Source organism: Kitasatospora sp. NPDC093102 (assembly GCF_040683915.1).
Taxonomy (GTDB): Bacteria; Actinomycetota; Actinomycetes; order Streptomycetales; family Streptomycetaceae; genus Kitasatospora.
This window is the reverse complement of the sequence record NZ_JBFBFA010000006.1, coordinates 121,117-134,264: the sequence shown is the minus strand read 5'-3', so window position 1 is coordinate 134,264 and position 13,148 is coordinate 121,117. Positions and strand designations below refer to the sequence as shown.

The window sequence follows — 13,148 nt, the reverse complement described above, 5'->3', positions numbered from 1 at the left end:
GCTCCTCACGCCTCGGCGAGCGGTCCGTAGGCGTCGGGTCGGCGGTCGCGGTAGAACGCCCACTGCTGGCGGACCTGTTCGATCAGGCCGAGGTCGAGGTCGCGGACGACGAGTTCCTCCTCCTTGTCGGAGGCGGCGTCGCCGACGAACTGGCCGCGCGGGTCCACGAAGTAGGAGGTGCCGTAGAAGTCGTTGTCGCCGTACTCCTCGGTGCCGACGCGGTTGATCGCGGCGACGAAGTACTCGTTGGCGACGGCGGCGGCGGGCTGTTCGAGCTGCCAGAGGTAGGCGGACAGACCGCGGCTGGTGGCGGAGGGGTTGTAGACGATCTGCGCGCCGGCCAGGCCCAGGGCGCGCCAGCCCTCGGGGAAGTGGCGGTCGTAGCAGATGTACACGCCGACCTTGCCGACGGCGGTGTCGAACACGGGCCAGCCGAGGTTGCCGGGCTTGAAGTAGTACTTCTCCCAGAAGCCCCTGACCTGCGGGATGTGGTGCTTGCGGTACTTGCCGAGGTAGCTGCCGTCGGCGTCGATGACGGCGGCGGTGTTGTAGTAGACGCCGGTCTGCTCCTCCTCGTAGACCGGGACGACCATCACCAGCCCGAGTTCGCGGGCGAGGTCCTGCATCCGGCGTACGGTCGGGCCGTCGGGGACGGCTTCGGCCCAGCGGTAGTGCTCGGCCTCCTGGACCTGGCAGAAGTACGGGGAGTTGAAGACCTCCTGGAATCCGATGATCTTCGCGCCCTGGGCGGCGGCCTCCCGGGCGTACCGCTCATGGAGCGCGATCATGCTCTCCTGGTCCCCGGTCCAGCGGGTCTGGACGAGCGCGGCACGGACGATCTGCGACATGGGTACCTCCGCAACTCCGCGGTCCGGCCGTGCGGTCGGACGCGCGGTCTGAGGGTTGACGGGGCGGGTCTCCCCTGCGGGTCCGCTCGGGGAACCGCAGGGTCTACGTGCGTAGAAAGCGATCTGTAGACGGTAGGCCTGGCCTCGGTGGCCTGACAATACGTTGGCGGAAACGCGTCTGGGGCGATCCTGTTGCGCGGACACGCGGGCGGTCCCGGGTGGGGTGAAAAGCTGATCTACCCAGGGAGTTGCCTTCTTACTCGTTCGAGTGAAACCGAACGCCTGGGGTACGCAATCTGCGGTGGCGGGGTAAGACCCGCGTGGACATCGCTGTGGATCACGACGGATCGTCAGTCCGGCGTGGTTCCATACGAGTTCGGCGGCTCGGTCACGGGGGATCGGGGCGACCAAGCGGGGGGTGACGACGGTGGCGGTGTCGAAGTCCGCAGCGGAAGCGGCGGAAGCGCCGGGTACGGCGGATACGGCGGCGGGCGGAGGCCCGGCTGCACGGTCGCCCGCCCTGTCCGCCCGGGCCGGCCTGCTGCTCGCCCTCGGCGCACTGCTGCCGGTCGTCCTCGGCGGGCTGCTGTTCCTCCGCCAGGCACCCCGCGTACCGGACGTCGCGCTCCAACTGGCCGGCTCCCGTACCGTCGCCGAGGCGGTGGTCGGCGGGCGCGCCGCGGACCACCTGGCCGCACTGCGCGCCGACGGCTGGCTGATCGGCGGCTACGGGCTGACGCTGGTCGCGGTCGCGCTGCTCGGCGGGTACGTGCTCGGGCCGGTGCGTCGACGGCTGCCGGCGCTCGCGGTCGGCGGCGCCGGGCTGCTCGCGGCCTGCTGCGACCTCGGCGAGGACGCGCTGCTGCGCGCGGGGCTCGACGGCCTCCAGCCGGGCCCGGGCGGGTCCGACACCCCCTTCGCCGCCGCCACCGCGCTCGCCACCGTCAAGTGGCTGCTGCTCCTGCCCGCCGGGGCGGTCGCGGCGGGGCTCCTGCTGGTGACCGTCACCCGGGCCGTGCGCGGGCTCCGGCCGTCGCGGGCGGGCGCGCAGGCCGGCGGCACCGGCTTCCCCGATCGCCCGGCGCTGATCCCGCCCTGGCCGATCGCCACCCGGCACGGCACCTCACCGCCCGCCGCCGCGCCCCCGCTCGCCCCCGAGCCGCCGGACGGCCTGGACGCCCCGGCCCGGCACGCCCACTGGCGCGACGCCGCCCGGGTGCCGCCCGGCCGCGAGCCCGCCGAACTCGGCTTCTGCGCCTCCGGCGGCGGCATCCGCTCGGCCTGCGTCACCCTCGGCGCACTCCAGTCGCTGCGCCCCTGGTTGAAACGGGCCCGCTACCTGGTCTCCGTCTCGGGCGGCGGCTACACCGTCGGCGCGCTCCAGCTCGCACTCAGCGACTCGGCGCCCGGCAGCCCGGTGCACGCCGTCTCGGGCCTGACCGCCAACACCGTGATGGAGCCCGGCTCCCCGGAGGAGGACCACCTCCGCCGGCACGGCAAGTACGTCGCCGACGGCGCGGGCGAGTGGCTGGTCGCACTCGGGACGCTGCTGCGCGGCGTGCTGTCCGCACTCACCCTGCTGCTGGCCGCCGTCCTGGCGCTCGGCCTCGGGCTCAGCCGCTTCTACCGGGCCGTGCCACTCACCGACCTGAGCCGCCTGGCGGCGGCCGGGCTGCGCCACACCGATGCCATACCAGCGCCGCTGGAGTTCCGGGCACCGGCGCTCGCCACCCTCGGTGCACTGCTGGCCGCGGCCGCCGGGTGCTGGCTGCTCTGGCTGCTGGCCTTCCCGTCGCTCGGCTGGCAGTCGCTGCTGCCGCGCGTGCTGCGCCGGGCCAATCTCGGCCTGCTCGGGCTGGCCGCCCTGCTGACGGTCGGAGTCCTGGCCGTGCCGGGGCTGGCCTGGGGCGCCGTGCGGCTCCAGCAGGCGCTGGCGGCAGGGCCGCAGCTGACCGGCGCGGGGCTCGCTCTGACCCTGGCGCTCAGCTACCTGGCGCTGTTGCTCGGCATACTCCGGCGCGACCGCCGGACACCCGGCCGGGGCGCCGCAACGGGCGCGGCAGGCCGTGGCGCGGGCAGCCGCGGTGGCCGCGCCGCCGGCCTCCCCCAGACCCTCGTGGTGTGGGCCGCTCTCCTCGTGCTGACGGCCGGTGCGCTGCTGGCCCTCGGCTGGGCGGTCGCCACCGGGTACGCCTGGCCGACCGCTGTCCAGGTTCTGCTGCCGCTGGTGCTCGGCGCGGTCGGGCTGAACCTCGACCAGACCTGGATGAGCCTGCACCCGTTCTACCGGCTGCGGCTGGCCTCGGCGTTCGCGGTCCGGAGGGCCACCGAGGGCGGCCGGTCACTGGCCCGCCCGTACCACTTCTTCCGGGAGCAGACCTGGCTGAGCCACTACGGCGCCCGGCACCCCGACTTCCCCCAGGTGATCTTCTCGGCGGCGGCCAACCTGTCGGGCAACTCCCGTACGCCACCGGGCCGTCCGGCGGTCTCCTACTCGCTCTCGTACGACTACGTGGGCGGTCCGGACATCGGCTACGCGCGCACCGACCTGCTGGAGCGGCGCACCCGTCCGCACATCGCCCGGGACCTCACCGTGCAGTCGGCGATGGCCGTATCCGGCGCGGCCTTCTCCTCCGCGATGGGGCGCGAATCCCGCGTCTACCAGCGGCTGTTCGCGGTGACCAACGCCCGCCTCGGGACGTGGCTGCCCAACCCGGCGGTGCTCGGCCCGGACTGGTCCGGTCCACCGGACTGGCGCCGTCCCGCGCAGCCCGCCGTCCGCCGCCTCCCGTACCAACTGCGGGAACTGATCGGGCGGTTCCCGGACGACGACCGCTTCCTGCTCACCACCGACGGCGGGCACTACGAGAACCTCGGGCTGGTCGAGCTGCTGCGGCACCGGGTGCGCACGGCGGTCTGCATCGACGCCAGCGGCGACGCGGGCCACGCCGCCAAGCTGGCCGCCGCGATCACACTGGCCCACGAGGAACTGGGCGTCGTCATCACCCTGCACGAGCCGGAGCTGCTGATCCCGGGCAGCGCCGCCGACCAGCCCGTCGAGGGCGGCACCCCGGACGACGGCGCGGACGGCCACGCGAGCCGTCGGCCACCGCCGCTGCGCGGGCTCGCGGCACAGCTGTCCGCCCGGCTCTCGGCCCGGTCGGTGGTCACCGGGGACATCCGCTACCCGGACCTGGGCGAGGGGCCAGGGGCCGTCCGGCAGGGCCGGCTGATCGTCCTCCAGTCGGTGCTGACCCCGGACATGCCGTACGAGCTGCACGCCTACGCGATGGAGAACCGGGCGTTCCCCAACGACCGCACCAGCGACCAGTGGTTCGACCACCAGCAGTTCGACGCCTACCAGACGCTCGGCCGCCACCTGGGCGAACAGGCCGCACCGCTGGTCGAGCGGGCGCTGGTCGAGCAGGCACTGACCGGCCCGGCGCCGGACACCGCTGGGTCGCTGCCCGCGCAGCCGGCGGGCGGCACCGCGTGGGCCCCGTCCACCACGGCTCCGTCCGCCACGGCTCCACCGGCGCCGCGTCGCCGGGCCGAGGAGTAGCCGGGGGGGGAAGACGAAGAGGAGCCGAAGGGTGCTCGACGGGTAGCCGACGAGCCCGCCCGGCACCGGTGACGGGCGACGGCGGGCCGCCGGCTCGGCTTGACTTCGTCCGGTTCGCTCGGGAAGGATCCGGCGCATGGAATCCGGCGCCACTCTGGTCTGCCGCCTGCACGTCGATCTGCGACGCCAGGCGAGTTCCATCTGTGCCTGTTGACCTTGCTCTCCCCCGCCGGTCCCGCTCTGTGACGTCTGCCAGGGCACGAGCCGCGCACCCGCACCCGCAGTTCTGACACCCGCCCCGCCCCGGCGCACCCGTGCGTGCCGGGCCGCTCCGTCGGCCCGAGCCCGTCCACCGCCGCCGGACAGCAGGCGCTTCCCGCCGACGTTCCCGCCGCATCCGAGGACGCCCTCATGAGCCTGAGCATCAGCCCCGACACCCGCCCGGCCCTCGGCCCCGACACCGGCCCCAACACCTGCTCCGGCACCGGTGCCAGCTCCACGAGGCCGGCCGGCACCCCCGAACCACCACCGACGCCCTCCGCCGGGGACACCCGCTCGCCGCTCACCCCCAGCACCCTGCGGACCGTCGTCCGCGAGCTGGCCGAGCGGCCCGAGGAGTGGATCCACCACGTCCGCCTCTCCACCGAGGAGCGCTGGTACCGGCGCCTGGCCGCCGACGAGGACCACGAGGTGTGGCTGATCAGCTGGCTGCCCGGCCAGTCCACCGGCTTCCACGACCACGGCGGCTCACGCGGCGCCTTCACCGTCGCCCTCGGCGAGTTGGAGGAGCTGTCCCTCGGCGGGCCTGACCAGGGCCTGCTGATCCGCCGGATCCCGGCCGGCACCGCCCGCGCCTTCGGCCCCGAGTACGTGCACGACGTGCGCAACACCGCCGTCGGCCCCGCCGTCACCCTGCACGCCTACTCGCCGCCGCTGAGCTCGATGGCGCACTACGACCTACGGGCCGGCGGGCTCGTCCGCACCTCCGAGGAAGGACCGGAACAGTGGTGACCACGATCGACGACCTGGTGGAGCGGGCCCGGGAGGGCGTCCACCGGCCGCGCGCCCGCGAGGCGTACCAGGCCCAGCTGGACGGCGCGCTGCTGGTGGACATCCGTCCGGCGGCGCAGCGGGCGGCCGAGGGGGAGATCCCCGGCTCGCTGGTCATCGAGCGCAACGTGCTGGAGTGGCGGCTCGACCCGACGGGCAGTCATCGGATTCCCGAGGCCTCGGGCTACGACGTCGAGGTGATCGTGGTCTGCTCCGAGGGCTACGCCTCCAGCCTGGCCGCCGCCTCCCTGCGCGAGCTGGGGCTGCACCGGGCGACCGATCTGGACGGCGGATTCGTCGGCTGGGCGGCCGCGGGCCTGCCGACCCGTCAGGGCGGCTGAGGTCGCAGCCGCACCGCGTGCCGGACGGTAAATCAGAGACAGGAGATGACGCAGGTCATAGTCTGATCCGAGTTTCCGCCGGTCCAAAGCTGGGCAGCCACGCGGGCGGAAGTACGCCCGGGCGCTTGAAACCGCCATCACCGCACGACCCGACCGAACGACCGACCGACCCAGGCGCCGCCTCCCCGGGGCGCCCTGACGAGGAAACTCCACGTGATCAGATTCGAGGGCGCCGGAAAGCGCCACCCCGACGGCACCGTCGCGGTCGAGGGCCTGGACCTGGAGGTCCCGACCGGTCGGATAACCGTCCTGGTCGGACCGTCCGGGTGCGGGAAGACCACCCTGCTGCGCATGGTCAACCGGATGGTCGAGCCCACCTCGGGGCGGGTGCTGCTGGACGACACGGACGTCGCGAAGCTGGAACCCGCCAAGCTGCGCCGTGGCATCGGGTACGTGATCCAGCAGGCCGGGCTCTTCCCGCACCGCAAGGTGATCGACAACATCGCCACCGTCCCGTACCTGCTCGGCTGGGACCGCAAGAAGGCCCGCGCCCGCGCCGCCGAGCTGCTCGAACTGGTGGGGCTCGCACCGGAGACCGCCAAGCGCTACCCGTTCCAGCTGTCCGGCGGCCAGCAGCAGCGGGTCGGCGTGGCACGCGCACTGGCCGCCGACCCGCCGGTGCTGCTGATGGACGAGCCGTTCAGCGCGGTCGACCCGGTGGTGCGGGCCGGTCTCCAGGAGGAGCTGCTGCGGCTCCAGTCCGAGCTGCACAAGACGGTGCTGTTCGTCACCCACGACATCGAGGAGGCCGTCCGGCTCGGCGACCAGGTGGTGGTGCTCCGCGAGCACGGCCGGATCGCCCAGTTGGCCGACCCGCACACCCTGCTCACCACCCCGGCCGACGAGGCCGTGGCCGCCTTCCTCGGTCGCGACCGGGGCCTGCGCGGCCTCGGCCTGCGCCCTGCGAGCACCGTCAAGCTCAGTCCGGTGGGCAACGGACTCCGTTACGGGAGCTGGGAGTTGGCCCTGGACGACGAGCGCCGCCCGATCGGCTGGATCGACCGCGACGCCGTCACCGCCGAGCTGCACCCGGCAGTGGGCTTCCACCCGGACGCCGACACCCTGCGCACCGCGCTGGACGCCGCCGTCCTCTCCCCCGCCGGGGTCGCGGTCGCGCTGGACGCCGACGGCCGGGCCACCGGCACCGCGAGCCGCGAGACCGTCCTCGCCGCGCTGCGGCCCGACACCTCCGGTACGCCGGCCGCCGATGCGCCCGTCCGCACCGACAAGTCCCCGATCGCCGGAAGCCGCCCGGACAACACGGGCGGCACGGGCGGCACAACCGGAACGGGCGGCACGGACGAAACCGGCGGTACGGACGGAGCCGACGGTGGACGATGAACCGATCGTCCGCTGGTACTGGATCGGCGACCACCTCGGCTACCTCGGCCACCTGCTCGCCGACCACGCCGTGATCGCCCTCGTCCCCGTGCTCATCGGCCTGCTGCTGGCCGTCCCCCTCGGCCTGGCCTGCGCCCGCTACCCCCGGCTGTACCAGCCGCTGTCCGCCGTGTTCAACATCGTCTACGCGCTGCCCTCGCTGGCCGTGTTCGTGGTGCTGATCCCGTACACCGGCCTCGCCACCCAGGCGACCGTGATGATCCCGCTCACCTTCTACGCCCTCGCCGTGCTGCTGCCGACCACCGTGGACGGGGTGCGCGCCGTCCCGGACGCCGTCCGGCAGGCCGCCACCGCGATGGGGTACGGCCCGTGGCACCGGCTCACGTCGGTCGAGCTGCCCGCCGCCGTGCCGTATCTGATCGCCGGACTGCGGGTCGCGGCGGTGTCCAGCATCTCGCTGGCCAGCGTCGGCGCGCTGGTCGGTCGCGGCGGGCTCGGCTACCTGTTCGTCGACGGCTTCCAGCGCACCTTCCCGACCCCGATCGTGGCCGGCATCGTGCTGATCGCCGCCCTGGCTCTGGCCGTCGACCTCCTGCTGGTGGCCGCCCGGCGGCTGCTCGCGCCCTGGGCCGTACGGGAGAAGGGAGCGGGCTCGTGAACTGGCTGAACTGGCTGAACGACTTCTTCACCGCCCCGGACCACCGCAGCGGGCCGGATTCGATCGTGCACCGGGTCTTCGAGCACCTGCTGCTCTCCGGCGAGGCCCTGCTGTACGCGTCGCTGATCGCCGTCCCGCTCGGGCTGCTGATCGGCTACACCGGGCGCGGCGTCACCGCGGTGACCGCACTCGCGGGCGCCGCCCGCGCCCTGCCCACCCTCGGCCTGGTGACGCTGGCGGTGCTGCTCGCCGGGGTCGGCGACACCGCCGTCCTGATCCCGCTGGTCGCGCTCGCCGCACCACCGCTGCTGGTGGCCGCCGTCGAGGGGGTGCGCGGCACCGACCCGGACGTCCGGGACGCCGCGCGCGGCATCGGCCTGACCCACCCCCAGGTGCTGTGGCAGGTCTGCCTGCCCTCGGCCGCACCGACCATGCTGGCGGGCTTCCGCACCGCGACCGTGCAGGTGATCGCGACCGCCACGGTGGCCGCCTACGTCGGTCTGGGCGGCCTCGGCCGCTACGTCATCGACGGGCTGGCGACCCGCAAGTACGCCGTGACGGTGGGCGGCGCGCTACTGGTGGTACTGCTCGCGGTCGCCGCCCAGCTGTTCTTCGCCCTGCTCGCCCGGTTCGCGCTCCCGCCCGGGGTGCGCGCCCAGCAGCGGTCCCGCTGACCCCCTTTTCCCCTCCTCTCCCACTCCGGAAGGACATCTGTCACCATGTCGACAATCAACCGTGGCCGCCGTGCCGCCGTCCTCGGCACCCTCGCCGCGCTCGCCCTCGGCGCGACCGCCTGCGGCTCCTCCGGCGGCGACCCGCTCGGCGGGGGTTCGAGCGCCTCGGCCGCGGGCGGCTCAGGGGGAACCGGCGGATCGGGCGCTTCCGGCTCGACCGTGGTGGTCGGCTCGGCCAACTTCCCCGAGAACGTCCTGCTCGGATCGATCTACTCGCAGGCGCTCAGGGCCAAGGGCGTCAAGGTCCAGGAGAAGTTCAACATCGGCAGCCGCGAGGTGCTCTACGGGCAGTTGCAGAGCGGCAACCTGACCGTCCTGCCCGAGTACAACGGCTCGCTGCTCGCCTACCTGGACGCCAAGTCCACCGCCGTCACCACGCAGGACGTGAACGCGGCGCTCACCAAGACGCTGCCCGCCTCGCTGGGCATCCTCGACTCCTCCCCGGCCGAGGACAAGGACTCGCTCAGCGTCACCCAGGAGACGGCCGACAAGTACGGCCTCAAGAGCATCTCCGACCTCGCGGCGAAGGCCGGCGAGTTCACCATCGGGGGGCCGCCGGAGTTCAAGAACCGTCGCGAGCAGCAGCTCAAGGACGTCTACGGACTGACCTTCAAGGAGTGGAAGCCCACCGCCGACACCACCGCGAACGCGCTCAAGGACGGCAGCATCCAGGTCGGCAACGTGTTCACCACCGACCCGAAGATCGCCCAGTACAAGCTCGTCCCGCTGGCCGACCCGAAGAACCTCTTCGGCGCGCAGAACATCACCCCGCTCGTCAACAAGTCGGGCGTGGACGCGACCGCGACGGCGGCGCTCAACGCGGTGTCGGCCAAGCTCGACACGGCCGGGCTGGTGACACTGATGAAGCGCGTGTCGGTGGACAAGGAGGACCCGTCGACGGTCGCCAAGGACTGGCTGGCGTCCAACGGTCTCGGCTGATGCCCAACGGTCTCGGCTGACGGCCGGCGGGAGGGCAGGCAGTCGCGGCTTACCGCCGGCCGACCGGCCCGACGGCGCCCCGGCCCGGACGTCCGAGGACCGTGAACGCGGCGGCCCGAGGAGCTTCCTCCGGGCCGCCGCCCGCCGTTCCGGAGATCGTCTTCCGGCTGCCGGAGGGACCTTCCCTTCTGCGCCGCGAACATGACAGTCTGGGTGCCATGCGCACTCGTCTCCTCGCCGCCACCCTCACGGCACTCGCCGCGGTGAGCCTCGCTGCCTGCTCCAGCTCCGGATCAGGGTCGGGCAAAGCCACCTCCGCGGCCGGCTCCCCCACCGCCCCCGCCGCCTCGACCGCCTCGCCCTCCGGCGCCGTCACCACGCCCGCGGCCCCCGCGCCCGACCCGGCCGCCCCCACGGCCGACGGCGCCACCGGCGCTCCCGCCCCCGACGCCGGCGCCTCGGGAGCCCCCGCGCCGGCCAAGCCAGCCCCGCCCGCCGACGCCGGACTGCCCGCCAAGCCGGGCGCCGACCTGACGGCCAAGCTGGTCTCCGCGCTGGACGCGATCGACCCGGCGATCGTCGGCGGCAAGCCCGACCAGGCCGTGGACCGGGCGCGCAACCAGTGCCAGTCGATGTACCAGTTCCCCAAGGACCAGCAGAAGCTGGTCGAGCTGGCCAACCAGCGCTTCACCTCCACCGACCACCCGCAGGGCTTCGGGCCGGACACCGCAGCGAAGATCAACGAGGCGCTGCTCGCCACGCTCTGCCCGCCGCCCCGCTGATCCGGTCCGCAGACCCGCAGGTCCGCGGGCCCGTCGGTCCGCAGATCCGCAGATCCGCAGATCCGCGCCATCATGAACCGCCCGGTGTCCTGAGCGCCGGGCCGCCGTGGCCGCGCCCCTCACCGGGTGTGCGGCCACGGTCTTCTCGTTTCCGACACCTTTCGCCATCGCCGACTCCGTCGCCGACACCGGCACCGACACCGGCCGCCGACGCCACTGACGCCCCCTCCGGCGAGTCCCGCCGACACCCCACCCGTGCGCGCCGCCCGTCCGCCACCTTCGCCCGTGCGGGCCGTGTGCTGACGAACTGTTAGGTCTCTTGACAGACCAGTGGTCTAGTCCAAACATAAGCATGTCGATCCGACCGGGATGCACTGTGGGGGTGTGACCACCGGCGGCTGAGGCACTGCCCTGCCATGCTCCGCTCCACCCCCGCTCCGTACGGCGCGCGCATTCGCACGCCGCCCGCGTCCACGCGAGTCAGTGGGCCTTCGCACGCCCGCACGCCCGCACTCCCGACATCCGACCCGGTCCCGGGACCGCGGCCGACCCCACACGGCCGCCCTGCCCGGACCGACCGAACCTCCCCAACGTCCTGCCCCACCAAGTCTGTTGGAGAATCCATGCGCCTCCGCCGAACAGTCCAGGCCGTGTTGACGGCCTGCGCCACGCTGGCCGCCTCGGTCGGCCTGGTCGCCGCCGGGACGAGCTCCGCCCAGGCCGCCACCCCGCTTCCCAGCCGGGTCTTCGCCCCCTACTTCGAGGCCTGGACCGGCCAGAGCCCGGCCCAACTGGCCGCACAGTCCGGTGCCAAGCACCTGACCATGGCGTTCCTCCAGGCCGCCACCAAGGGCTCCTGCACGCCGTACTGGAACGGCGACTCCTCCATGCCGGTGTCCTCCTCGACCTTCGGCGCCGACATCGCGACCATCCGCGCCAACGGCGGGGACGTGATCCCGTCGTTCGGCGGCTACACCGCCGACAACACCGGCACCGAGCTGGCCGACAGCTGCACCGATGTGAACCAGATCGCGGCCGCGTTCGAGAACGTGATCACCACCTACGACATCAGCCGGATCGACCTCGACATCGAGGACAACTCGCTGACCAACAGCGGCGGGATCGACCGCCGCAACAAGGCGATCAAGCTCGTGCAGGACTGGGCCGCCGCCAAGGGACGGAACGTCCAGTTCTCCTACACGCTGCCGACCACCACCTCCGGGCTGGCCGACAGCGGCCTCGCGGTGCTGCGGAACGCGGTCAGCAACAACGCGCGGATCGACGTCGTCAACATGATGACCTTCGACTACTACGACAACGCCACCCACGACATGGCGGCCGACACCCAGACCTCCGCGCAGGGCCTCTACAACCAGCTCGCCAAGCTGTACCCGTCCAAGACCCCCGCCCAGCTGTGGGGTTCGATCGGGATCACCGAGATGATCGGTGTCGACGACTTCGGCCCGGCCGAGACCTTCACCCTGGCCAACGCCAACACCGTGTACAACTGGGCGGTCTCCAAGGGCATCAACACGCTGTCCTTCTGGGCGCTCCAGCGTGACAACGGCGGCTGCCCGGGCACGGCCGGGAACGACAACTGCTCCGGGATCGCCCAGAACACCTGGGACTTCACCCACGTCTTCGCGCCGTTCACCAGCGGCTCGACGGTGAACAACGACTTCTCGGTGTCGGTCAGCCCGAACTCCGCCACGGTCACCGCCGGTTCGTCCGCCTCGGCGACCGTCGCGACAGCCGTGACGGCGGGCTCGGCACAGAGCGTCAACCTCACGGTCAGCGGCGCCCCGGCCGGCGTCACCGCCACCGTCACCCCCGGCAGCGTCACCGCCGGCAACAGCGCCACGCTCAACATCTCCACCACCTCCTCGGTCACGCCCGGGAGCTACCCGCTCACGGTCACCGGCGCGGCGGCCTCCGGCAGCCACACCAGCACCTTCACCCTGAACGTCACCGGCACCCAGCCCGGCAACGACTTCTCGGTCGCCGTGAACCCGAACTCCGGCACGGTCGCGGTCGGTTCGTCCACCTCCGCCAACATCGCGACGGCGGTCACCTCGGGCTCGGCGCAGAACGTCAACTTCACGATCGTCAGCGTCCCGATCGTCGGCATCAACGCCACCGTCACCCCCGGCAGTGTCACCACCGGCAACAGCGCCACGCTCAACATCTCCACCACCGCGGCCGCGACTCCGGGCACCTACCTTCTGGGCGTCACCGCCACCGGGGCCTCGGGCAGCCACACCGCGACCTACACCCTGACCGTCACCGGGAGCGGCCCGACGACCGGACTGGTCAACGGTGACCTGGAGAGCGGAAGCCTGGCCCCGTGGACCTGCCAGAGCGGCGGCGCCGTGGTTTCCACCCCGGTCCACTCCGGCGCCAAGGCACTGCAGGCCGCCGCCACCGCGAGCCAGACCGGCGAGTGCTCGCAGACCGTCACGCTGAAGCCCAGCACCAGCTACACCCTGAGCGGTTGGGTGCAGGGCAACTACGCCTACGTCGGCGTCAGCGGTGGTGCCACCGCCAGTGCCTGGACCAGTTCTTCCGGCTGGACCAAGCTGTCCGTCCCCTTCACCACCGGCGCCAACGGCACCGTCACCGTGTACCTGCACGGCTGGTACGGCCAGGGCAACGTGTACGGGGACGACTTCTCCATCGCCTGAGCCGCTTCGGGTGACGCATGACGCATGACGGATGACAGCTGACAGATTTCAACATCTGTCAGCTGTCATCCGTTTTCCGTTCGCTGTCTTCTGTTCGCTGTTATCTGCCCACCGTCACCTGTCACCTGTCAGTTGACCGGCCCCCACCTGCG

General features: G+C 72.7%; 11 protein-coding genes. 10 read left to right on the top strand and 1 reads right to left on the bottom strand.

The annotated features are described in order from the left end of the window. Window positions 1–5 precede the first annotated feature (5 nt). Complete coding sequence (locus tag AB0O11_RS11270; protein WP_363384234.1) at window positions 6–848, bottom strand: nitrilase-related carbon-nitrogen hydrolase; 843 nt, start codon at window positions 846–848, stop codon at window positions 6–8. Window positions 849–1,281: 433 nt separating this feature from the next. Here AB0O11_RS11270 and AB0O11_RS11265 point away from each other — a divergent pair, with 433 nt between their 5' ends. The 10 genes from AB0O11_RS11265 (at window position 1,282) to AB0O11_RS11220 (ending at window position 12,996) form a co-directional block, all read left to right on the top strand. After that, entirely contained in the window at window positions 1,282–4,410 is a 3,129-nt protein-coding gene (locus AB0O11_RS11265; protein WP_363384231.1) for a hypothetical protein, read from the top strand. Between the two features lie 136 nt (window positions 4,411–4,546). After that, window positions 4,547–4,624 carry a putative leader peptide gene (locus tag AB0O11_RS11260; protein ID WP_107054354.1) on the top strand — a complete coding sequence of 26 codons (78 nt, stop codon included), beginning with the start codon at window positions 4,547–4,549 and terminating at the stop codon, window positions 4,622–4,624. Window positions 4,625–4,821: 197 nt separating this feature from the next. Further along, a complete protein-coding gene (locus AB0O11_RS11255) occupies window positions 4,822–5,421 on the top strand; it encodes a cysteine dioxygenase family protein (RefSeq protein ID WP_363384228.1) in 600 nt (199 codons plus the stop codon). Further along, window positions 5,415–5,801, top strand: a complete 387-nt coding sequence (locus AB0O11_RS11250) for a rhodanese-like domain-containing protein (RefSeq protein ID WP_363384225.1) — start codon at window positions 5,415–5,417, stop codon at window positions 5,799–5,801. Before AB0O11_RS11255 ends, AB0O11_RS11250 begins: the two co-directional genes overlap by 7 nt. A gap of 213 nt (window positions 5,802–6,014) precedes the next feature. After that, entirely contained in the window at window positions 6,015–7,202 is a 1,188-nt protein-coding gene (locus tag AB0O11_RS11245; protein ID WP_363384222.1) for an ATP-binding cassette domain-containing protein, read from the top strand. Then, the gene (locus AB0O11_RS11240; RefSeq protein WP_363384219.1) at window positions 7,192–7,860 is read left to right on the top strand and encodes an ABC transporter permease; all 669 of its coding nucleotides are present in this window, start codon (window positions 7,192–7,194) and stop codon (window positions 7,858–7,860) included. The genes AB0O11_RS11245 and AB0O11_RS11240 overlap by 11 nt, the downstream gene beginning before the upstream one ends. After that, window positions 7,857–8,534 (top strand): ABC transporter permease, encoded by a 678-nt coding sequence (locus AB0O11_RS11235; RefSeq protein WP_363384217.1) that lies wholly within the window; start codon window positions 7,857–7,859, stop codon window positions 8,532–8,534. Before AB0O11_RS11240 ends, AB0O11_RS11235 begins: the two co-directional genes overlap by 4 nt. Before the next feature lie 45 nt (window positions 8,535–8,579). Next, window positions 8,580–9,533: an ABC transporter substrate-binding protein gene (locus AB0O11_RS11230; RefSeq protein ID WP_363384210.1), complete on the top strand. Its 954-nt coding sequence runs from the start codon at window positions 8,580–8,582 to the stop codon at window positions 9,531–9,533. A 218-nt stretch (window positions 9,534–9,751) separates the two neighbouring features. Then, window positions 9,752–10,315, top strand: a complete 564-nt coding sequence (locus tag AB0O11_RS11225) for a hypothetical protein (RefSeq protein ID WP_363384207.1) — start codon at window positions 9,752–9,754, stop codon at window positions 10,313–10,315. Window positions 10,316–10,938: 623 nt separating this feature from the next. Further along, a complete protein-coding gene (locus tag AB0O11_RS11220) occupies window positions 10,939–12,996 on the top strand; it encodes a glycosyl hydrolase family 18 protein (RefSeq protein ID WP_363384205.1) in 2,058 nt (685 codons plus the stop codon). Window positions 12,997–13,148: the final 152 nt, after the last annotated feature.